This is a genomic window from Bacillus horti (assembly GCF_030813115.1).
Lineage (GTDB): Bacteria > Bacillota > Bacilli > Caldalkalibacillales > JCM-10596 > Bacillus_CH > Bacillus_CH horti.
Genome location: NZ_JAUSTY010000014.1, coordinates 100,098 through 123,970, shown reverse-complemented (window position 1 = coordinate 123,970; position 23,873 = coordinate 100,098). Strand labels below are relative to the sequence as shown.

The 23,873-nt window shown below is 41.0% G+C and carries 18 protein-coding genes and 1 riboswitch; of the genes, 2 read left to right on the top strand and 16 right to left on the bottom strand.

Annotated features, from left to right (window positions below; translation table 11 throughout):
• Window positions 1-173: 173 nt before the first annotated feature.
• Window positions 174-263: riboswitch (cyclic di-GMP riboswitch) on the bottom strand.
• A gap of 152 nt (window positions 264-415) precedes the next feature.
• From J2S11_RS15800 to J2S11_RS15765, 8 genes are all read right to left on the bottom strand, one after another.
• Complete coding sequence (locus J2S11_RS15800) at window positions 416-988, bottom strand: DUF4825 domain-containing protein (protein ID WP_307396140.1); 573 nt, start codon at window positions 986-988, stop codon at window positions 416-418.
• Window positions 989-1,187: 199 nt separating this feature from the next.
• Complete coding sequence (locus tag J2S11_RS15795; protein ID WP_307396138.1) at window positions 1,188-2,663, bottom strand: phytoene desaturase family protein; 1,476 nt, start codon at window positions 2,661-2,663, stop codon at window positions 1,188-1,190.
• Between the two features lie 57 nt (window positions 2,664-2,720).
• Window positions 2,721-3,479 (bottom strand): lysophospholipid acyltransferase family protein, encoded by a 759-nt coding sequence (locus J2S11_RS15790; RefSeq protein WP_307396137.1) that lies wholly within the window; start codon window positions 3,477-3,479, stop codon window positions 2,721-2,723.
• Window positions 3,448-4,173: a carotenoid biosynthesis protein gene (locus J2S11_RS15785; RefSeq protein WP_307396136.1), complete on the bottom strand. Its 726-nt coding sequence runs from the start codon at window positions 4,171-4,173 to the stop codon at window positions 3,448-3,450. Before J2S11_RS15785 ends, J2S11_RS15790 begins: the two co-directional genes overlap by 32 nt.
• On the bottom strand, window positions 4,173-5,045 hold the full coding sequence (locus J2S11_RS15780) for a phytoene/squalene synthase family protein (RefSeq protein WP_307396134.1): 873 nt from the start codon (window positions 5,043-5,045) through the stop codon (window positions 4,173-4,175). Before J2S11_RS15780 ends, J2S11_RS15785 begins: the two co-directional genes overlap by 1 nt.
• Window positions 5,042-6,571 (bottom strand): phytoene desaturase family protein, encoded by a 1,530-nt coding sequence (locus J2S11_RS15775; protein ID WP_307396132.1) that lies wholly within the window; start codon window positions 6,569-6,571, stop codon window positions 5,042-5,044. The genes J2S11_RS15780 and J2S11_RS15775 overlap by 4 nt, the downstream gene beginning before the upstream one ends.
• Entirely contained in the window at window positions 6,562-8,109 is a 1,548-nt protein-coding gene (locus J2S11_RS15770; RefSeq protein WP_307396130.1) for a phytoene desaturase family protein, read from the bottom strand. Before J2S11_RS15770 ends, J2S11_RS15775 begins: the two co-directional genes overlap by 10 nt.
• Before the next feature lie 239 nt (window positions 8,110-8,348).
• Window positions 8,349-9,266, bottom strand: coding sequence for a MerR family transcriptional regulator (locus tag J2S11_RS15765; RefSeq protein ID WP_307396128.1), 918 nt, complete (start codon window positions 9,264-9,266; stop codon window positions 8,349-8,351).
• Between the two features lie 186 nt (window positions 9,267-9,452).
• Between J2S11_RS15765 and J2S11_RS15760 the strand changes: the two genes are divergently transcribed.
• Both J2S11_RS15760 and J2S11_RS15755 read left to right on the top strand, forming a co-directional pair.
• Window positions 9,453-10,076, top strand: a complete 624-nt coding sequence (locus tag J2S11_RS15760) for a TetR/AcrR family transcriptional regulator (RefSeq protein WP_307396127.1) — start codon at window positions 9,453-9,455, stop codon at window positions 10,074-10,076.
• A gap of 78 nt (window positions 10,077-10,154) precedes the next feature.
• Window positions 10,155-11,270 (top strand): S-layer homology domain-containing protein, encoded by a 1,116-nt coding sequence (locus tag J2S11_RS15755; protein ID WP_307396125.1) that lies wholly within the window; start codon window positions 10,155-10,157, stop codon window positions 11,268-11,270.
• Between the two features lie 116 nt (window positions 11,271-11,386).
• Here J2S11_RS15755 and J2S11_RS15750 read toward each other — a convergent pair whose 3' ends face one another.
• From J2S11_RS15750 to J2S11_RS15715, 8 genes are all read right to left on the bottom strand, one after another.
• On the bottom strand, window positions 11,387-12,484 hold the full coding sequence (locus J2S11_RS15750; protein WP_307396123.1) for a glycosyl hydrolase family 18 protein: 1,098 nt from the start codon (window positions 12,482-12,484) through the stop codon (window positions 11,387-11,389).
• Between the two features lie 32 nt (window positions 12,485-12,516).
• Window positions 12,517-14,298, bottom strand: coding sequence for a polysaccharide deacetylase family protein (locus J2S11_RS15745; RefSeq protein ID WP_307396122.1), 1,782 nt, complete (start codon window positions 14,296-14,298; stop codon window positions 12,517-12,519).
• Window positions 14,299-14,316: 18 nt separating this feature from the next.
• On the bottom strand, window positions 14,317-16,227 hold the full coding sequence (locus tag J2S11_RS15740; RefSeq protein WP_307396150.1) for a glycosyltransferase: 1,911 nt from the start codon (window positions 16,225-16,227) through the stop codon (window positions 14,317-14,319).
• Window positions 16,228-16,253: 26 nt separating this feature from the next.
• Window positions 16,254-17,567, bottom strand: a complete 1,314-nt coding sequence (locus J2S11_RS15735) for a nucleotide sugar dehydrogenase (RefSeq protein WP_307396149.1) — start codon at window positions 17,565-17,567, stop codon at window positions 16,254-16,256.
• A gap of 33 nt (window positions 17,568-17,600) precedes the next feature.
• A complete protein-coding gene (locus J2S11_RS15730) occupies window positions 17,601-19,034 on the bottom strand; it encodes a polysaccharide deacetylase family protein (protein WP_307396120.1) in 1,434 nt (477 codons plus the stop codon).
• Between the two features lie 468 nt (window positions 19,035-19,502).
• Window positions 19,503-20,612, bottom strand: coding sequence for a GntR family transcriptional regulator (locus tag J2S11_RS15725; protein ID WP_307396118.1), 1,110 nt, complete (start codon window positions 20,610-20,612; stop codon window positions 19,503-19,505).
• 60 nt (window positions 20,613-20,672) lie between these two features.
• Window positions 20,673-22,163, bottom strand: coding sequence for an L-arabinose isomerase (gene araA / locus J2S11_RS15720; RefSeq protein WP_370875540.1), 1,491 nt, complete (start codon window positions 22,161-22,163; stop codon window positions 20,673-20,675).
• Window positions 22,164-22,191: 28 nt separating this feature from the next.
• A complete protein-coding gene (locus J2S11_RS15715) occupies window positions 22,192-23,862 on the bottom strand; it encodes a ribulokinase (RefSeq protein WP_307396117.1) in 1,671 nt (556 codons plus the stop codon).
• Window positions 23,863-23,873 lie beyond the last annotated feature (11 nt).

Genomic DNA, 23,873 nt, shown 5'->3' with positions numbered 1-23,873 from the left:
TTTCTCCACCAGTTGCCTGTCAGCTACTAAGCGACTTGGTTCTTACTTAGATCGGACTTCCACCGACTAGCAATTAACGGCTTGCTGGGCACGCACAATGCAAAAAAAACCTAACGCAAAAAAGCGCTAGGGTTTCCTAACCATACACAATGAAGTCAACACAAAGAAGCACGTAAGGTAACCTGGCAATCATAGTCACATTCTGCGACCTTAGACCCATAGCTTTGCGTCACCATCTTTCGATAGCTTTGCCTTTTTCTTAGATATCAATATGAAAGTCTAGTACTTAAGCTCTACAATGTAACCACTTACTGGTTTTGTAGAACTATGTCGATTATATGACTATTTTCTCATTTTTTCAACATTTTCTTCATTAAATTTTCCGCAAAACTTTCACCTAGCTAGTATAAAGGGCTTATGAAGCATCAACAGGACCTATAACTTTTTCCACAAATTCATCTACCAGCTCTTGATCATTAAGCTTGCTCCTAACATGGATCTCCCACTGCTCTAGATCCTGAAAAGTGCTTAGATTTACATCGCCATACCACCCCTCAACGGCTTCTCTTTCAACCGTATAAGTGAGATCAGCAAAGCTAAATTGAAGCTCCTGCAAATTATCTATGAGTACGAAGTTGGCTGTGGAATTGTAGATCAGAACACGTTTAAACCATTCTGCATCAAATGAACGGCTTTCTTCTTCGAATATAATTTTAGCCGAAAAATTATCCGTATCGAGCTTATGCGTTCTTTCACTTATGATCGGCAAACGATAATTCAAATTGATAAGGTTTGAAGCATCCCCCATATATGGACTTTTAAAGGTTAACAGCCCTTCAAAATCATGTGTCATTGGATTGTCCTGCTCCAATTGATACGTTTGATCCTGTGACTCAATATTGGGTTTAATATAGCCCTCTACCATAGCTAAACCAGCGACTCCAATAATCACTAGTGCAATGATTAAGAACATTCCATTTTTCTTCATCTATCATACACCCCTAAGCTTCTATCACATTCTTACTATATAAATCATTTCAAACTATTATTTGCTACGATAAATCATCTTTTCTTGGCCTACCCTCTCAGACAAATTTCATTGTACCCTTACGCTCTCCATGATTCAAGGCTACATTCACTGTTAAAAACAAAAACTCCTCATATCATAATAAGGAGTCTTACACGCACTAAGCTTGTTTCATAATTTTTTCGGCAACTAATTGACCTGATAAAGTGACCATAGGAGTACCACCCCCAGGATGGGTTGTCCCTCCTACGAACCATACATTTTCAAGATTGGATCGATTTGAAGGTCGGAAAAACGTCTGCTTTACTGAATTTGAGGATATACCATAGATAGCCCCTCTGTGTGCCGACGTATCCTGTCTAAGCTCATTAGGAGAATACCATGCACGTTGCTCTATTGCTCTTTCAGCCATATCTATCCCGTAATGCTTTAGATTCTCAAGGATATGCTTTGAGTATGATTTCTTCTGCACTTCCCAATCCCAGTCATCTGTTGTATACGGTGTGTTTACTAATACAAATAGATTACTTCCATCTATTGGTGCAAGGCTAGCTTCACTATAGCCAGAATAGCATATATAGATAGCTGGATGAAGGGGAGCCACTTTGCGTTCAAAAATATCTCTAAATTCTGTTCCATATTGTTCAGGAAAAAAGACAGTATGGTGTAAGAGAGCATCGTATTGTTGCTTTACTCCTAAAAGAGTGACAAATCCAGATAGGGAAGGCTCGTATTTATTAATTTTGTTATTTGTCATTGAGGGACGGTCCTTTTCCTGAAGCAAATACTGATTGACCGCTAACACATCTCCGTTAGCTACGACCAAATCGGCTGCCAAAAAACCTCCCTCATTTGTCTCTACTCCTACTGCTTTACCCTCTTTGACTACAATTTGTTTCACAGAGGTTGAGGTTTTGATTTCAGTCCCGAGCTCTTGAGCTAATTTTGAAAAGGCTTTAACAATGCTGTATGTGCCCCCCTTAACACCATAAATTCCAATAGAGGCTTCCACATGCGCAAGCATCGCAAAGATAGAAGGTGAGGTATACGGGGACGAGCCAACATAAGTGGCGTAACGTCCAAACATCGCCAAGGTATGAGGATGACAAAAATACCTTTGAAGGAGTTTATGTAAAGGTAGCCATGGACGAATCCGGAGTAAGGCTTGGAGCATAGAAAGGCTAGCTTTATCCTTCCAGTTCAACAGAAGCTTAGACATAAAATGACGTTCTGCCTGTTCATACAGCGCTTGCGATTCCCGCATAAACACCTTATACTGCCTTGCATCTTCAGGGGAGTATTGGGCAAGCTGCTCTTCCATGTGAGCCACATCAGAGGTAAGGTCTACAGTTATCCCATCATAGAAACGATTGCGTGTAGCAGGGTTGAGCTTATAAAAGCTTACATAATCCTCCATATGTCTCCCAACAGCTTCAAATACATTCTTGAAAGCATGAGGCATAGTAATGGTGCTCGGACCACGGTCAAAGCTATAATCCCCTAGCTTTACACGCTGAAGCTTGCCCCCTACCTCCTTTTGCTGCTCTAATATCGTTACCTGATATCCAGCATGAGCTAGCTTAACCGCACATGACAATCCACCTAGGCCTGCCCCTATCACAACTACTTTTTTCATTTGCTAGCTCCCCTCCTTAAGCGATTTAAACGCTTATTTAAATTTTGCTTACTGAACTTAAACGTTTGGTGGATCAATATTCCTACCCCTAAACCGATCAAAGGTCTGGTGGATTGACGTTCCTTCCCTTATGACTGGTCTAAACAGAGATAATTCCTCTTTAATGGAATGAATAACCCACCGGCGATGTTCATTTAATTGTCTCTCCACAATATTTTCTAATCGAATAGATGATCTTTTTTTCCCAAGCTTTGACCACTCCTCCTGTATAGGCTGACCAAAACTTAGGGTTACCTCAGTTTTTTGGTGATGAGCCAGTGAATAGTAAATGGTTACAGGCACAACCTGAACGTGTGGGCTACGCTCTAATACATAGCCTACACCATTATAAAAACGTAAAGGTCGATCCTCCAAATGATAGATTTCCCCCTGAGGAAAAATCCATATGCCATTACCATACTGATTCTCCTCATGAAGTAAATCTACAGCATATTGTAGAGATTCTATTATGCCCTTTCCACTTGATTTATCTATTGAGAATGTACCAATTCTTTTAAAAAATCCATAATGGTTCATTTGCTTCTCATCCATCATCATATAATGCTGTAAGGTCGAAAGGGATTGTGTCACATGATAGATTATCAATCCATCCCACCAAGAGCAGTGATTCATGACATACAGAACAGGCTGATCTTTGTGTTCAAGATCAACCTCTCCCCTTACTCGTATAGAATGAAAGTTCCGCCTTAATAAATAATAAAGATTATAGCGATAAAAGATAAAGTTAAACCATTTGCTTTTGTCTGCTTTGATCACGACGCAGCACTCCTTCAGCTAAAATGACTCCAACTATAGCTATAACTAAAGGAATGACCATTCCTTGACCAATTCCTAAAATACCAAAGAAAAGGAGCATCATTTGATAGAGACGCATCATTTCCTTACGAATGCTATAGGATATGCTACGTAGCGGGAACACAAAAGAAAGTAGAGCAGGTAGAATAAACCAGATGATAAAGTTATCTAATGGAATTCCGTAATAGAATCCTCCTTCATGCTCCCACATCCAAAACTCTTTAGCAAAGGCGACAGGATCTAGAACTAAATCTAAGAATAAAGCCCACAAGCCCACAAAAATAGCTCTGACCCATCTTGATTGATATTCTGAGATAACGACTGCACTGACAAGTACCCCAACCCAGGCCGTTGCTATAGTAATCGGTACACCATCTAGTAAAAATCCTAATGTATTCGAGTAGTTGTACTCACCAAACGGAAAGCCAGTACGTACACCAATCCATTCTATGGTAAAAGTCAGTACTCCGATGAGAGCTGCCCGAGTCCAAATGATTGCTTTTTTCTCTCCCAGCTTCTGTTCAATAGTAAGAGCATATAAGGCAAAAAAGACAAGAAACAAGCCATTGGAGAAGCTTAATATATCTGGAACACCAATTGTTAGCATTAAGATCAAACCAACTACATACCAAAAGTAGAAGATGATTTTTAGCATTATGATACCGCACTACTTTCCTCATTTTTCATTGCATGCTCATGGTGCTTCTTCACCGAATGATAAATCTTGACCTTCTGTGCTTGATTCACATAAGCTCGCTTAGTGAACACATCATACTGATTGCGCTCTACAGATAGTAAAATCGCTTCGTAGAATCGCGCTGCAAGCTCAACAGAAAATGCGCTTGAAGCCGGATAAGCATCTAAATCCTTCAAGCCTTCCTCAAAGCTCTGTCTAGCTAACACCTCTAAATATTGAATAACCTGCACTAGGTTGTGATTAACCATTTTCTGCTCTAGCATATCCTCCGTATAGCCAAAGGACCTGAGTAGATTCAAAGGGAGATATCGGCGCCCGCGCTCAAGATCCTCACCTACGTCTCTTATAATGTTCACAATTTGCATAGCTTTACCTAAGCTTACTCCTGATTCAATAATTTGCTGATTGGGTTGATCGTGAAGAACAGGCATCAGCATCTCCCCAACAGTACCCGCTACAAGGTAACAATATTCGTCCAATTGTTCCATCGTCTCATAATGAGTCAGTATAAGATCTCTGCGCTGACCCTCCATTTGGCGATAAAAAGGCGTTTTAGAGACAGGAAATGTATCAAACAACCAGCGTAGAGCTGGCCAAATAAAATGTCCTTGTGCTTGATCAAGCTGCCTTAAGCCATTCTCTAATTCATCGATCGTAAAAGGGCTTTTCTCAGGCTCATCCACGGAATCATCAATGAGGCGGCAGAATGCATAGATGACATGAACAGCTTCCTTTTTTGGACTAGGTAGAAAGGCAAACGCTTTGTGGAAGCTTGTTGAACCCTTTCGGATCATTCTCTCACAGCTTTGTAAATAGACTGGCAACTTCATACGATCATCTCCTTTACCATTTGCTGTGCTAACAAACGTGCCCCCTGCATGACAATAGGAATTCCTCCGCCTGGGTGGATAGACGCTCCAACAGCATAAAGATTTTTTATTGGGTAAGGCACAATCTGGGGACGGAATGGACCAGACTGGGATAAGATAGGGGCAATGCCAAAGCTTCCACCTAAGTACAGACCTTCTTTCTCAGCATCCGCTGGAGTACGAATGTCCATCCAGCTAATAGCCTCTCTTAGTCCAGCAAAGCCTCGCTCCTCTGCTTCGTCAATAACTCTATCAACTAACGCTGATGTTTCCTGCTGAAAATCCACCTTTCCTTTGGTGGGTACAGGAACAAGGATATATAGAACACTTTCACCTTCTGGTGCGGCATCTGGATCGAGCTTAACAGGATTAAAGACATAGAAGGATGGATGCTCAGGAAGGCGTTGTTCTAAAAATATGTGCTGAAGCCCTGCTTGCAAAGACTCTGGCAAGAAAAATTGGTGCACATCTGCATCAACCCATCGTTTTTTGACTCCTAAATAGATCAGTACACATCCTGAGGAGGAAGTATAGTTCTTTTTAAAGGACTTTCTTTTCATTAAACGACTGCTAGGGCTTTCATGGGATTTATTCATGGATCTCAAATCATCCCGGCTAGGTACATCTGTCGTACTTTGCTCAAGTAAGCCACCTAGGTGTGGAAAGTCACCATTATACACCACCGCGTCATGTCTAAATATCTGATCCCCAACCTTCACACCAGCGCATTGAGCACCCGTGAGCTCAAATCCATCAATCCTAGTATTTAAATGAAGCTTAACTCCTCTTTTTAATAGTTCTTCCTGCAGCCTCATGGAAAGCCCTGCATAGCCTCCTTTGAGATACCAAACACCATAGGCATGCTCCGCATAAGGGAGAAGTGTATAAAGACCTGGCGATTGAAAGGGGGCCCCACCGATGTACAGAGTTTGTAAGGAGAAAGCATCTATAAGTCGTTCGTCTTTAAAATACTTTCTTGTAATTTCACGGACACTTTTATAGGCTTTCATTTTCGTTAAAAGGGATAAATTCTTCCATGTATAGAACTCTTTTTTTCGTAAAAAGGGACGATCTAGAAAAGCCTCTTTTCCTCTTGAAAACATGCTCTCCATGTCCTTCATATATGACAGAAAATGCTTCCCCTCCTGTGGGAAAACACGTTCAATCTCCTCTACCTGTTTTTGTTTATCTCTCCATTTATAAAAATGCTGTCCATCCGTATAATTAATCCGGTACATCGGCTCACATTCTAGAAGAGACAGCTCTGATCTAGGAATCCCTGCTTCTTCAAGAATGTCTATGATCATATCAGGTAAAAGTACAATGGTTGGGCCTTGATCAATGCGATATCCTTTTCCTTCTTGGTAAGCAAGGCGTCCTCCTAGCTGACTACTCGCCTCATAAATCGTAGCTTTAATACCCTTTTGAGATAGGAGTAGAGCAGTAATCATTCCTCCTACTCCTCCTCCAACAATTCCTACCTCCATACCGAGGCCTCCTCCCCCACCACATTTTTTTGCTTTTTAAAGCGCTGAATCTGTGATCTGTCCTGCTCAAGAATTAATTGTGTGCTGATCTTGGCCGACTCAAAAATAGTAGGAAGACCACTTCCTGGATGAGTCCCGCCTCCTACTAACCAGCAATTATCAAGCTCTTCAAAACGGTTATGGGGACGTAAGGTCATCATTTGATCAAGAGAATGAGCCAAGTTAAACGTAGCACCTCGATAAACAAATTGCTTTTCCTGCCAATCTAACGGGGTAAGAATTTCTTGCTCCTCTATTGCGGAGCTTATACCCCTTAGCTCTGGCTCTTGTTCAAGTCGTGTTAGGACTGCTTCTCTAACCTGTTCCTGTTTTTCCTGCCAATTAATATCTGCTGTCAGATTAGGTACAGGAAGGAGTACATACAAAGCACTTTTTCCAGCTGGCGCGAGAGTAGGATCAAGAGCACTAGGATTGTGTACGTATAATGAAGCGTCCTCTGAAAGAATTTTAGTTGTCGTAATTTCTCTTACATTTTTTTCGTAGTTTTGGGCAAATAATACGTTATGGTGAGGCATATGGATAGACCTGTTCACACCTAAATAAAGCATAAAGGTAGAGCAGGAATACTTCTTTTTAGCTAGTTTTGCTGGACTGAACTTCTTTAGTTCTCCTTCAGCAAACAGCGTATTCATGGCCGTACTGAAATCTGCATTGATGACAACGTGATCAGCTTCTAAACGTTCACCATTCTCAAGCTGGATCCCAACAACCTTTTTATTTTTGGTTAGGACCTGCTTAACACCTGTCGCAAGATGAATATGACCATCATACTCCTCGATTACTTGAGCCATCGCCTGACAGATCTGATTGACACCACCAACCGGGTGAAATAAGCCATACTTATGCTCAAGATAGGATAAAATCGTAAATGTCCCTGGGCATTCCCAAGCGGACATACCTAGATATTTGGATTGAAAAGAAAAGGCATATTTTAAACGCTCATCTGTAAAGTACCGGCCTAAGCGTTGATAGACAGTGCCTACTGCATTTAATTTAGGCAGTGCGGCAAAAACATCCTTCGCCATGTAATCCTGAAGCTTGGAAAAAGGGCGTTGAAGTAACGGCATGACACGCTGATACTTCTTCCCTTCTTCTTGCATAAAACGTCTATATCCCTGCCCATTCCCAGGAAAAAGTCGCTCAATTTGCTCTTCAGTTTGAGCTGAGTGACGAGAAGGAGAAAATTCGAGCTCTCCAAATTTCAGGCGATATAGCGGGTCTAACTCTATTAGCTTTACATAATGATCGAGACGACGATCAACCGAAGAAAACAACTCTTCTAAGAGATGAGGAACCATTAAAAAAGTGGGCCCCCGGTCAAACCGATACTCCCCTAACTGTACCTGTGAAGTACGCCCCCCTAGATAGGCTTGCTTCTCAAAAACATTAACCTTATAACCTTTGCCAGCTAACAGCATAGCTGCTGCTAAACCGCCAGGACCCGCACCAATGACAATCGCAGTTTTTTCTTTGTTCATAAGGGGAGCTCCTTTTTATCTAATTTCTGTTATCTCAAAAAGTTTTCATTTAAAGGGTTCTCATTGCATGAATCAAGCTTATATAATAGCTATACAAACATTATACAACAATTATACATAGCCTTTATTACCCTGTAAAGAAATTATTAAACCTTTCAAAACCATCAGTTTCTAAGGAGTAAGAGATTCAGTTTAGCTTGTACTGTTTTCCACACACAAAAAAGCCTAGATTCTAAGATCTAGGCTTTTGCTAAATAAATGTCATCAAACCATTTTTGCCAATCCCTCGTATCAGAGGAAAGGAGCCAGGGTCCGTACTTTCCTGATGTATGCTCAAATGCACTTCCTCCGAGAGCAAATTGAATGTCCGGAAATTCCTTGAGTAACCCCTCAACAAAAGCTTCTCCCTGCGGTAAGCAGCTCAAAATGGATACAGAAATACAGACAAAACGGATCTGCTGACTCCTTATTAGCTTATCAATACCTTCAAATGGAGTATCTGCTCCTAAATATAACACATCCACTCCCTTTTTCCGTAGAAAGAGTGAAAACATTAGTAAACCAGCCTGATGCTGTTCTCCTGGAGGACAGAGGGCTAAAACCTGTGGTAATTCAGGGTCTGTGGGAAAGATGTGAAAAAAGCTTAAGCATTTTTGCACCAAAAATTGTGTTGTATAATGCTCTTGAAAAACTGTGGCCTTTCCATTTTCCCAATCATCACCTACTCTTATTAAAATAGGGAACATCACATCTTTAAGCATGGCATCATAACCAAACATTGAGAAGCCTAGCTCTACAATGGTCTTTGCTTGATCCGTACGGTAATTGGATAACGCTTCATACAAGCGCTCCACCATTCTTTCACGTACTTGAAAGCCATCCCCTTCACCTTCATCGTCTATACTCTCGCTAACATCTGTGGTGTCATTTTGCTTCTTTCTTCTTTGTTCAAGAAGTCTAGCTGCCTGACTAATATTCAAGCTTTGGTCTTCTATCTGGGACTTAAGCCACCTTAAATCCTCGATATTTTCCTCTGTGAACATGCGATATCCTGATTCTGTTCGCACTGGGGATACCACCCCATATCTAGTCTCCCAAGCTCTAATTGTAACTGCCGGTATACCTAATAGGTCAGAGGCTTGTTTAATCGTGTACACGTTCCTTCACTCTTTTCTTTATAGGACTCCGAACCTTATACAAATAATATACAACGATTATACATAAGTCTTTACGTACTGTCGATTCCCTTTTTTCCTTGTAAAATCTAGACAGTGAAGTATTCATCACTTATTATTAATTATATATACTGGTAGGTTAATTACTGCTAAAGGGGTGAAAGCTAGATGAAACAGCAAAGCAAGAGAGCTCCAGGAAGACCTAAACAAGAAGGGGAAGAAGGTTCGGTAAGGGAAATTATCCTGCATACTGCTCAAGGATTATTTATGGAATATGGATATGAGCAGGTTTCATTAGAACAAATCGCTAGAATTTCTGGTGTAACCAAAGCATCCATTTATTATTACTTCCCTAACAAGGCCACTTTATTTACCGTTGCAGTCACTCAAATGATGGTCAATATTCGCCGTTATACATTACTATTACTAGATCGTGACGCTCCTTTAAAGGAGAGACTTCAGGATATTGTGGAGGCTTATCTACAGCGACCGCATATAGATTTTGCTGGCCTGATGAAGGAAGCGAAACCAGCTTTATCTGAAGAGCAGCTAGAGGATATGAACCGGGCAGAGCATGCTGTCCATGTCGAAATGGCAAAAGCCTTTTCTAAAGCTACTGAAGAAGGAGAGCTTTACGTATCTAATTCTTTGTTAGCGGCCCATGCTTTTGCTGCTGTAATGATGACTGGAAATCGTGAGCAGCTACGTGAGAGTTTTTCAGATCATAGAAGCATGTCTCAAGAAATTGTGAATCTATTTTGGTTTGGAGTGGTCCCAGATCGAATTGTATAATGAAATCCTTTCCTTGATCTCTCTTTCAACTTTCTATAGTATGAAGTATAAGTTAGCAAGGAGATAGGAGGAGGACATTTGAAACGTATAAAAATTACAAGTTTTATATCCCTAGCCGTATTTCTCTTTTGCTTCGGCATTCTTCCTTTTACTTCTCCATTTGAAAAGGGTCAGGCTGCCGCTGCTACTACCTTCACAGATATCCGCGGACACTGGGCTGAGGGCACCATACTTTGGGCTACAGAGCAAGGTATTGTAAACGGGTTTACGGACGGTACATTCAAACCCAACCAAAGGGTCACTGAGGCTCAATTTTTAGCTATGGTGATTCGTGCTTATCGTTCTGATGTTGTTGTCCAAGGAGCTTCTCACTGGACTGATCCATTTTATCAGCTGGGCGGGGAGTTAAATTATCCTGTTTCAGGCACCACCGATTCGGAAAAAAGAAATGAATATCTTCTACGCGTTCAGGTAGCTGAGCTTATTGCCGCTACACAGGGTGTAAACTATCACCAAAATGATGCGATTAAATATGTTTTAGGCTATAACCTGGCCAAAGGAACGAATCCAAACCACAAGACGGTGCTAAGCTATCAAGGCTCGAAATCCTTAACAAGAGCAGAAGCTGTCACTTTTATAGAAAACCTTGTATTGGAAGGAAAGGACGAGCTAGCTGCAAGACCAGCAGTCGCCTCAGATCCCAACCTCCTCCCTAACATACCTATAGGAAATGAGGAACAGCTTACGATAAGCTACCAAGCTCCAAATAACTGGACAGCCCCTGTCATTCAAGCAACAGCAACAGAAGATTATAATCGTAATAAAGAAGTTTTAGAAAAAGAACTTCATCTTCTTAGAGGTATTTACTTTAATCCTTATGGAGGTAGCCAGATAGAACGCGCTGAAGTTGTCGTTGAGGCTGGTGGAGATAGTTACATTGCCCAAATCACCTTTTATAACTGGTACGGAAGTCATACTGGAGCCCATCAACTGAATAAAATTCCGTATATAGCCAAAGAACTGTTTAAATTTTATCTTCCCTATGAGCACGGGAATCTTTACACAATCATAGACAATCATTTTAATAAAGAGGACATTTCTACTTATGTTAATAAACCCATGGAATTAGATGGTCGACAAATCCATATTGTTACATCACCTTTTAGTGTTTCTGTTCGAATCGGAACAAAATAGCATGAAAAGACCCTTTTCTTTTACTGGAGAATTGGGTCTTTTATATTGATCAAGGGTTATTATTATGAACAGGGTTTACTCCTTCATGAACATAGGCCTTTTATCACGAGACTTAGTCAGTCATTGACTTCCATCATTCGATTTAGCTTTTGCAATGTTTCTTCACTTACCTCCCCCAGCCGCCACAACGCAATGTTTGTGATTCCTCCCGAGTAAGCTGCCTCTATCCATACCCTTAAGGTTTCTCCATCAGCATACCAAACCGTATGCTTTTCACCATTCTCATCTACGTAATCAAAATAGATACTACCACTTTCTTCATCTCTGGAAGGAGGTTGTATACTCTCTTGTTCTAATTCATACGCCTTTTGTTCCGTCAATGCAGTTGCCTTTTCTCCACCATCCCATGAAAACCCTCCGGTAGCTAGAGCTACATATGGATTCCCGGGCAAGCTTTCCATCCGCTTCGTTAATGACTCAATGAAGGAAAGATCAGCTTTAGGTCCTGGACCACTGTGGTATCCAAATAAATTGTAGGCCATCATAACATAATCAGGGCCCTCTGGAAGCTTAAGCTCCTCTATAGGAGCTCTAGGTTCAAGAACAACTCTTAAGGAAAGATCTAGCTCTTGTAACTGCTCATAAAGCTGCTGCAAAAAGAGAATAAGGTTAGTCCAATCCTCTTGAAGAACTCTTTCATAATCGATCTCAATGCCTGCTACACCATGCCTCTCGACCAGTTGCATGATGTTAGCTATATGCTGGTTTCTACTTTGTTCCGTGGCCATCAGCCGAGTGAGAAGAGCTGAATCCTTCTGTGTGATCGTGCCGTCCTCATTAAATCGATCGTTCACAATTGTCAAATAAGTAGAAGGTATACCTCTTTCCTCCGAGACATCCATTACGGCAGAGATTGATTCAAGAAATCCATCTATTACATGAAGCTGATCCTCATGATTAAAATAAACTCCAAACGCTTGTACACTGCTTAGGCTCGATGAAAGCTCCTGCAAATCACTTAATCCTGCTTCACTATGCCAGTCAACAACCCAAGCGGATAGTTCTCTTACGGGTTCCTCTACCGTTTCGCTTTCTATGTCCACCTTAGAGCTTGATTGGTTTAAAAAATATACCAATAACGACAGGATCAAGAGGAGCAGGAAACCTGTTAAGTACCAAACACGTCTATAGCCTTGCTTTTTTTGCCTTGGCAATTCTCCTCTTCCTCCTCTTCAACCGACCAGAATTAAAATACATCTATTACCCAATCGATCGTCCTATTAACGAAATTTTTAATTGTTCGAATAACCTCTTGAAGGCTTGTAGGCTTGTTTGTAAAAATAGTCACTTCTTGTTCCTCTCCAGCTTCTAGAGACTTGATAATCAGATCTAGAAATACACCGTCATAAATATCATCTTTTTCATTCTGTGGATGATACATTGCCTCAAGCATAACCCCACCTGAAGCAACGGCCTGGTCTATTTCTAATTGATCTACAAGTTTTTGTTCATCAACACTTAAGGAAAGGCTATTTCCTAGAACAACTACCTCTAACTCTCTCGTGTTTTGAATATTGCTTGGGTACTCTTCCTCTTCTGAGGCTGTACCTGATGTCGCTTGATCTAGAGTATAAACGGACGCTTTATCAAAGGCTAAGTCCTCCTCTTTCCAAAGCACCTCATCTAATGTGGTAGTGAATAGCTCTTTAGCTTCTTCTTGCCCTGCACCTTTTTCTTCAATTCGAATTTCATTGTTCTCCAGCAAAATACGAATAAATGAATCCTGCTCGCGATCATATCTAAGGTAGATGGTCTGCTGTCCAACCACGTTCCCTAGAAGCTTAACTGAAATTCTACTATCGGTAAGCTCAGCGCTACTTTTCAAATAAAGCTGACCCGCTTCGGCAGGTGGAGAAGTAAGGATAATCGTATCGTCTTTAAACTCAGTGGTCCCTTGAAGCTGCTCCCATTTCCCGGCCTGTTCTTCATCACCGAGCACAAAATCCATGCTTTGACCTGTATCCTTTTGTAGCTTCATCAGTAAATGATTCGTATGCCAATAAGGAGCGACTTGTGCCCTAGTTAAGTCGTAGATATTTTCTTCATTTGTATTATACGCTGATCCCTCGCGATTAAAATGCAGCTTAAAGATTCTTTCTGTATGCTCCGAATTTATGTTTGAAACTAGGCGATTCATTCCTCTATACATAGCGTTTGCATGCATGATCATATATAGATCAGGAACATAGCCTAAGGTTCGATTATATACGTTTTCCATAGCTAGATAGTCAGCCGTAATACGTTCTTCCATTTCTGTCCTATTTTCTATCGGAATCATTTGTTCATCTCGAATAAAGTCCATCAAATAATGATTATAGTAGGCCATTGATGTTTTATCTGCTTCATTTTCATCTAAATAGTTGCTTACGTGATTCCCTTCATCGTCAAAGATGTTAATATAGGCAAGACGATATCCATTACTTCCCGTCTCCCAATAGCCTGTTTTTACTATTCTTTTAATATCTCTCGGCTGAATAAATTTACGATGGCGATTATCCCCCATCTTATCTGCATAAGTGAGAACCGTTGCTTTGTAGTTGTATTTTTCTAAGAGTCTTTGAGAATACAGCACAGAATCATTACGTCCATCCTCAAACGCTAAAAACAACGCCTTCTCAGGCAAAGGGCTTCCATCCGCATAAAATTGTAGGATATCCTCCTGTGAAATGCTCTGATAGCCCTGATCGTACAAAGCTTGTAGCTGTTGATCCAGTTCAGCCCTCGCTACATGCTTAGGTGTACCCGTACGTCCAACACCGAAATAAGTCAAAGCGACAAAGCCTTGATCATTCGTCCACATGGAACGATCCGGCTCCTCATAGCTTTTAAAATGAAATAACGCCTGTACGATTAGCCATACAAGCACAATCAAAATCAGTATTTGGATCAACGTCTTCCAGACCTTCCACCGATCTTTGCGACGATAATTAAGGGCAGAACTATGCTTCTTCCGTCTCATTTCTGCCATTCACTCCCGACTGGGGTCCTAAAAGGGTAACCCCATTCCATTTTTATTTTTCCTAGCTTTTTTATTCTTCCTGGCTTCCTTCTTTTCTCTTTCTTTAATATCCTCTGGCGTTTCCCTTGTTCCCCATGAAGATTTCCAGAAGGTCGCAATCGCCACAGGCATTTGCCATAAAAGTACAATGGAGTAGAAAGCCACAAAAACAAGTCCATAGATCCACAGCTTACTTTTTCTAAATAGCAGGTGAGCCAAACTCATTAGAAGCGCCATTAGAACTAATCCCATTAAAAATGTACTAGGAAATATACCATGTACCAATGGAATATAGATGAGATTGTAAAGGACAACCGCTGGTGCAGCAATAGGTACAATTAAACCTATATAGAAGAACAGGGCCATAAACGGCTCCTTACGCCAGATAAAACCACCTGCTCTAAGAGATTCCCTAAGCCAGGAGCGCTTCCAGCGCATTTGTTGCTTCATAAACACCTTCACGTCAGAAGGTACAATAGTGGAGCAAATGGCTGCATCCTGATACCCCGTACGATGGGTTTGTAGAATAAAATTAGTCATACTACGATCGTCACCAAAGGTTGCTGGATGACCTAAAAATGTCTGATTAAGCCATGCGTCTGTATGCTTTTGAATTAATTCCTTACGATAGCAAGCTAGTGGACCAGACAGACATGTCACACTATCAAACCATGACTCAGCCGCCTTCATAATACGAAAGGAAATGTAATACCTTACCGTCTGTAATTTAGTCACGTAATTCGTATACTTATTTTCTACGTCTGTACGTCCTGCTACCCCGCCCATTTTAGGATCTTGGAAAGGCTGGACTAAATGCTTAATGGCATTAGGCTCCAAAAAACTATCCGAATCAACAAACACAACTAAGTCATGCTTAGCCATCTTTACACCTTCCGCTAAAGCTACACGCTTCCCCCCATTTTCAGGTAGCACATGTAATTTTACTCTTTCCTTCGTGGCAAAGCGTTCCGCTTCATTGTGAATGCTTTCAATGACTTGTTTTATTTTCTTAACGGATTGGTCAGTGGATTGATCATCTACAACGATGACCTCCAGCCTATCAATTGGATATTCCTGATTGACACAACTCAAAACCGTTCTCTGGATCCAATCTTCTTCGTTAAAGCAAGGGATAATAATCGTTACCCCTGGAGTGTAATGTGGGTTAATAGGCACATCCCTGTACATCGCCCCAAAAAGGTATCTTGTTAAAAGAAAAGCTGCAGCAATAAGACTATACAGGTAAAGCAAGTAATGATATTGAAAATAAATAATACTCTCAATGCGCATCAGCATGATAATACCGACGGCAAGCAATAATGAAAAGCTTGCTGAATAGATAGAATAGCCCCAACGTTTCTTTTGAAAATACTCGGCTAAGGGACGATCAAATTCAAAGGCAACTCCTTTTACCTCCTGATCCCCTTTCTGATGGATAAAGCTGCGAACGACTTTGGCGTCTATTTTGACTCTAGATTCAAATCCTTCAGGCATCGTTCCAGGCGGTAGATTAAAGCTTAGTGAAGCATGAGTACCTATGGCAAAATCCATAGAATCACCTTGTGCCCAATCCTCCATATTCACTAGCAATCCAGTAGAAGATATATCAACAGCCCTAGCCTTCACCGTGTCTTTCTTCCTTTTCCTTGGCCCTAAGATATATACATCAAAATCAGCTGTGTATCTAAGACTTAACATTCGTAGTTTGTCTAATGCTTGGGCTTCCACACCATCCGGATTCTGCGCTGCTAGTCTTTCATTTCGAATTCCTCTACGATCTACTGTCGTACGTATAGACTCTGGATCTGGAACATGGTTTAATATTCTCCTATCTAATTTAGGAGAAATGAGCTTCTCTTCTATTTGTTGTTTTTCCTTTTTTTTAAAGCTCCATTTCATCACAATGATGATCCCCCATCGTTTTATTACAGGCTCCAGTAATAGAATCCATTGCGTTCAAACTCCGCTCTTGAGTAAATTCCCTTCACGTCCATCATAATCTTGCTCTGCTGCGTACTGAACAGCTTATTGAAATCTGCTACACCCATCTGAACAAAAGGCTGATGTGGGATAGCTACAACTGCAACGTTAAGCTCCCCTATAGCTGGCAGTTCTGAAAGCTCTATTCCATACTCCTCATACGCTTGCAGAGGATTTGCAAAAGGGTCAACGACCAGTGGAGTCATATCGTATTCTTTGAGTTCTTTTAGAATATCTGTAACCTTCGTATTTCTAATGTCTGTACAATTCTCTTTATACGTTAAGCCAAAAATAGCGATTCTAGTATTTTTAATGTCCTGTTTCATGCGGACTAATGTTTTTATAATATTTTCAGCTACATACTTGCCCATACCATCATTAATATGCCGACTTGCTAGAATGATTTTGGAGTGGTAGCCCACATCCTCTGCCTTATACGTTAAATAGTAAGGGTCAATTCCAATACAATGACCACCAACAAGGCCCGGCTTAAAAGGCAAAAAGTTCCATTTTGTTCGAGCTGCCTCTAACACGGAGGATGTATTAATTTTCATCTGCTGAAACAGCATGGATAGTTCATTCATGAAGGCTATGTTAATATCACGTTGGGCGTTTTCTATCACTTTAGCTGCTTCAGCTACCTTAATGCTTTCCGCTTTAAAAACGCCTGCTTTTATGATGAGCTCATACAGCTTTGCAACTAGCTCAAGAGTTTGTTCATCCATACCCGAAACAATTTTAACTATATTCTCTAGAGTGTGTTCCTTGTCTCCAGGATTGATTCGCTCAGGTGAGTACCCTATTTTGAAATCAGTACCTCCGGTTAAACCAGATTCCTCCTCCAAAATAGGAAGACAAATCTCCTCTGTCACACCAGGATAGACGGTAGATTCATAGATAACAAGATCTCCCTTTTTCATATACTGTCCTATCATTCTACTAGCTTGTTTGACATATTTCAGGTCAGGTACATTCCCACTTTTAATAGGAGTAGGCACAGTAATGATAAAAATAGAAGCTTCTTTTAGGATCTCCATATCAGAGGAAAATTCAACTTTGCTTTCCTTAATGGCATCTATTCCTACATCACCAGTAGGATCAATTCCTTCTAGATATCCTTCTATCTTCTTTTCATTACTATCAAATCCAATAACATCTAAGTGCTTAGAAAAAGCTAAGGCAATAGGTAAACCTACATAACCCAAACCGATAATAGCCAACTTACTTTGGCGTGCCACTATTTTTTCAAACACATCCATGTCTGCCTTGTTCAGCATATCTTACCTTCCCTTCTATTTCCCTATGACTTCAGATAGCTTAACAAAGCTAAAGCCCTCATTTTGTAGCTGACTGATTGCTTGCGGCAACGCTTCAACGGTGTTTGTATTGTCTAGAATATGCAGCAGGATAATGCTTCCCTGCTGAGTTCTATCCATGATAGTCTGTACAATATCCTCTGCGCTATTACGAATATCCCAATCCAAGGTCGTAACGTCATACATAGCAATAAGCGAATATCCAGTAGCAGCTATCACTTTGGCTGATTGATCATCAATTACTCCTGTTGGTGGTCTATAGAGCATGATTGGCTGTTCCTGTGTGGCTTCTGTTAGCACCTGATGGGCCTTAACAATATCCTCCTGCAGCTCTTGCGGTGTTAAGGTTGTGACCACCTCATGATTGTAAGAATGATTCGCTACTTCATGCCCTTCTTCCACAATCGCTCTAGCTAAATTGGGATTATCCTCGACTCCTCTAGCTCGTAAAAAGAAGGTAGCTTTGACATCATATTGCGCTAGAATATCTAAAACCTCTGTAATGGTTTGATCACTAGCCCAATCATCGAGGGTTAAAGCAATTTTCTTTTCATCTGTATTAAACGTGTAAATAAGCTCATATTCTGCTGTTGTATTCTCTAGGTCTATCTTTGCAGCATCATAGCCCTCAATTTGTTCCAAAGGCTTTCTCTCTCCTCCGCTTTCAATAAGATCGTGCAATGGAACGATGGTATAGCCAATATCACTTGCCGCCTTAGCTATGTACTGAATGGAGCCTACGATTTCTGGATTTAAATTTGTGTGTAGGGTAATAATCCCACCTCTTGATATAAATCGCTCTACGTATGCTCCGATCTCCTCTGCACTTTGCATATCGCTATCTCTCGGATTGATCGTGTAACCAATCACGGCGTCCATTCCAAGATGGGCAGCAGCCAACCGAATATTCTCCGTAAAGTCCCCAGAACGTGTCCTAATATATCTTGGTAAGACACCCGTTTCCTTCTCAATCACTTCATTGCTCAATTGTATTTCCCGATAGATCTGTTCATACGTTAACTCGCTCATATCAAGCTGATTTAACGTATTGTTCTCAATGTGATGTCCACGATTTAGAATCTCTCTAGCCAAGTCAGGCTCTTCAGCTACACGCATACCTGGGAGAAAAAAGGTAGCTTTAAGCTGATATTTATCCAATTCATCAAGCAATTTGGCCATTGTTTCATCATCAGCTAGGCCATTAAAGGTTAAGCTTAGCTTCTTATCACCCGTATAAACGTATGAAACCGCTCTGCTCATTTCACCTTCATAACGAATGATTTCCTTTTCTTGATCTATCTCCGATAGGATGGGCTGATCATTGCCCAAACATCCAGACAGGAGGATAAAACATATGAGCAATATGGACATTCGTAAATACGTATTTATATCATATTTGATCCTAAACATTGTAAAATTCCCCTTTTAATTCAACAAGTTTCATCTACTTCGTCATATCGTACTTTAATTCATTTTATTTGAGAACAGGACTATTTTACTAAATCATTCTGAACAATATCTGAACTTTAGTGGTAGAAACTAGCATAAGAAAAGCTTCTATCGAAGCCCTCTCGAAGAGGTTGTCTAGTCCATCATTAGAGGAAGCTTTTGCATGCAGCCATAATTTATAAAATTTGAAGAAATCATTGTATCAAATTTTATAAATTCTTAGACTGTAAGAAATACGGATCAATCCTTGCCCCGACCTTTCTCCTATTCTCCTCCAATATATCCCAAAACAGAAGGAGCAACAAGCCTCCAATTCATGGGAAACCTTCGACTTTTTCTTACAATTTTCTCATGCTTTTTCTTTAATTTGGTTAAAATTAGACAAAACAAAAAGACCTCATTCAATTTGAGATCCTTTGTTATCCTTAGCTACCCCTTCGTTGTCATAAGAGGAGGCATCGTTGATTCCCTCAAAATGAGCTTTGGCTCAAATACATAGGGCTTGATGTTCCAACTTCTCCCCTTTGTTACCATCTTGACGATCATTTGAGCGGCCATTTTGCCTAGCTCGCTTTTAGGGTGCTCTATGGTTGTCAGTTTTACTTCAGATACTTCTGCTAGAAACGAGTTATCATAGCCCACAATGGAAATATGATCAGGAATGCTTAGCTTTTTTTCTCTTATCACATGTAACAGTCTTATGGCTAATTCATCATTGTAGCAAACGACAGCTGTTGGCTTTTCCGACGATGCTTCCCATACATTTCTAAAATAGTCTGCTGGCTTAGAATCCTTGCCTGTAGTACTGTATGTCACTATGTTTTTAGGTTCTACAACCATATTTTTTTCACGAAACGCTTTAATGAAGCCCTTCATACGCTTTACACCTTGTCTATCATCCGTTTTAAAAAATCCAGCGATATGACTATGCCCAAGCTCTAATAGGTGCTTTGTTTGCAAATAACCGCCTTTTTCATCATCCATGACCACATGAACAGGCTCAAGCTCTTCGTAAAAAGCATTAATCATGAGGTAAGGAATGCCTAGCACATCCAGATTTAAATAGTAATTAATGTTTGGATTAGCTGACGCACTCTGCGTTGGCTCAATAATCGCTCCATCAAACTTTTGACTGATAATGGTCTCAAGGATTTTCTTCTCTTTATCATAGCTATTGTTTGTGCTAAACAATGTTACATGATAGCCTTCCTTACTTAGCTCAGCCTCTGCTCCACGAATAATAGAAGGAAAGATGTAATCAGAGATGTATGTGGTGATAATAGCAATTTTCTTTTGCTCATGTTGATGGGAAGCACTGCGGGAGGAGCGATCAGCACAAAAGGTTCCTGCTCCTTGCTCCGTGTATAGCCACCCCTCATTCACAAGTTCACCGATTGCTATTCTAACCGTATGGCGGCTTACACCGAATTGTTTCATTAATTCACTTTCAGAGTTTATTTTCTGATTAGGTCTATATGTGTTCTCTATAATCCTAGTCCTAATCCATTCTTTTACTTTGTTATATTTTGTTTCAGCCACTAATTTACACCCCGTTACTCTTCATCTCATCTCTTATTCTAAAGCCCTTATTCTACTGGCTTATCTAGACATTCTCCAAACAACCTCATTTATTCTAAGCTCCTGCTGTAACCGATCAAGTCTCGTTTCTTGGTCAATGGTGACACATTCTATTTTAAATAACTCAGCTAGATCCATAACCTGCTCCTTCGTTACACTTAAAGAAAGAACGGTATGATGAGCTCCCCCGGCGTAAATCCAGCCCTCTGTAGCGACTGAAAAAGAAGGTAACGGCTTCCAAAGCATTTTTGCCACTGGTAGATTAGGGGTTTTCTCACTCGAAGCTACGGCCTCTATCTCATTCATCACCATTCGAAAGCGTCCGCCCAAATCGATGAGGGATACGACAATACCTTTTCCTGTCTTGCCATCAAACAGGAGCCTTGCTGGATCCTCCTTCCCACCAATACCAAGCGGGTGAACAACCACCTTTGGCTTTGAGGAAGAAATAGTAGGACATACCTCAAGCATATGAGAGCCCAAAATCATTTCATTGCCAGGCTCTAGATGATACGTATAATCCTCCATAAAGGAAGTACTTTGGTTATGACTCATGCCCTTTATTAATCTAGTTAAGGCAGCCGTTTTCCAGTCCCCTTCTCCAGCAAACCCATACCCATCAGCCATCAACCGTTGAGCAGCAAGGCCAGGCAACTGTTTCATACCATGTAAATCTTCAAAGTTAGTGGTGAAAGCCGTATAGCTTCCTTCCTCTAAAAAAGCTTTTAATCCTAGCTCTATTCGTGCCTGTTCTCTTATAGCCTCTAAATGGGAAGAGCTATTTAATGTTTGAGAATCTATTTCGTACAGCTCTCTATACTCCTTAAATAGGAGATTGACTTGCTCCTCTTGCACCTCATTAATTCGTTCAACAAGATCTCCAATACCATAATAATCGACCGTCCAACCAAATTGGATGTGTGCCCCTACCTTATCGCCCTCTGTAACAGCCACACTCCTCATATTATCTCCAAATCTAGCTACTTTAAGCTTTCGGCTTTCCTGAATGGCTGTAGCAGTTTGCATCCACTGCCCTACTCTTCTCTGAACCTCTGAATGTCTCCAGTATCCGGCAATCACCTTTCTTGATAGGCCAACTCTTGTAACGGTATACCCGAATTCACGATCACCGTGTGCGGACTGGTTAACATTCATGAAGTCCATATCAATGGAAGACCAAGGAATATCTCTATGAAACTGTGTATGCAAATGGAGGAAAGGCTTCTGCAGGGCAGCCAAACCGTTAATCCACATTTTTCCTGGGGAAAAAGTATGCATCCAGGCAATCAAGCCGGCACAACGCTCACTAGAGTTTGCTTCAATCATAAGCTTATGAATCTCGCTATCTAGAGTTAAAACAGATTTAAATTTAACCTCAAATGGAAGATTAGCTTCCTTATTCAACTCATTCACCATGCTTCTTGCATGATGTTCTACTTCTAATAGAGCTTGTTCTCCGTAGAGATGCTGACTTCCTGCAACAAACCAGAATGTATATGGATTTTGTAGCATAATCGGCCTCCTATTAGGTATTTATCTATCAATGATTTGAACCTTGTCTAAGTGCTCTCAGTTCCTTCATTACGTGGTTTTCCCCACGTCCAAAATAGTCATGTAACCGCTTGTACTCTTGATATATTTTATCATAAATCATTACGTTTTCGGGTATTGGTAGAATTACATCCTCCTGAACCCTTGCCATATTTTGTGCTGCTTCAAGTATACTATCGTAGCCTCCTCCTTCACTTCCTGCTGCAACTGCTGCAAACATAGCAGCTCCAAGGGCTGGTGTTTGCTTTGAAGCAGATAGCTTGATCGGTAGATTAGTCACATCGGCGTAGATTTGCATGAGTAGCCTATTTTTTTGAGGAAGTCCCCCACACGCATACAATTCCTTGACATCAATTCCTCTGTTTGTAAAAGAATCCACAATCATTTTCGTTCCAAACGCCGTTGCTTCTAGCAAAGCCCGATAGATTTCATGCGGCTTTGTTTGTAAAGTCATTCCTAACAGAAGTCCTCCTAATTCTGTGTCAACGAGCACAGAACGATTCCCATTCCACCAATCTAAGGCCAATAATCCTGTTTCACCAGGCCTATACTTGGCTGCTTTACCCTCCAGATACTGATGCACATCTATGCCTAGCTCTGACGCTTCATCTAGCACATAAGAAGGAACTCCTTCATTGATGTACCACTCAAATATATCCCCAACTGCCGACTGACCGGCTTCATAGCCATATAAGCCTGGAATAATACCATCCTCTACAACCCCACACATACCTTCTACCTCTACTTCTTTTGAACCTAAGAGCATATGACAAATCGACGTTCCCATCGCCATAACCATCTTACCTGTCTCTACGACACCCATAGCTGGAACAGCAGCATGAGCATCAACATTCCCAACAGCTACAGCTATTCCCTCTGAAAGCCCTGTTAGCTGTGCCATCTCTTTGGTTAATCCTCCTGCCTTTGTCCCCAGAGCAACCACCTCACCTCTGAGCTTGGTATCCGTTAAATGCTCAAGACGGGTATCCAGTTCCTTAAAGAAGTCCTTGCTCGGATATCCTTCTTGTTTATGCCAGAGTGCTTTATAGCCTGCTGTACAGCTATTTCGAACGAGATTACCTGTTAATTGAGAGACAACCCAATCGGTTGCTTCAACAAACCGGTCGGTTTCTGTATAGATTTCCGGAGCTTCATCAAGAATCTGCCAAATTTTTGCCATCATCCATTCTGAGGAGATTTTCCCCCCATACCTTGGTAAGAAACGATCTCCTCTTTTTGCGGCAATCTCATTAATTTTATTTGCTTCATCCTGTGCCGCATGATGCTTCCAAAGCTTCACCCAGCTATGAGGATTGTTTTTAAGATCAGCTCTAAAACAAAGAGGATTTAGCTCTGAATCAATAGGAAGCATGGTGCATGCCGTAAAATCTATAGCTAGACCAACCACCTGCTTTGGGTCAATGCCTGATTGCTTAAGAACGGCAGGAATGGAGAATTGAATGACATCCACATAATCCTGTGGATGTTGTAAGGCCCACTCATGTCCAAGCCTTATGCCACTCTCTGGAAGCTCCCTATCAATCACACCATGCTTATATGGGGTAACATGATCAGCGATCTCCTCACCATCCTTCAGTGATACTAAAACAGCACGCCCTGACTGTGTTCCATAATCGATACCTATGGTGTATTTGTCCATCGTAATCCCTC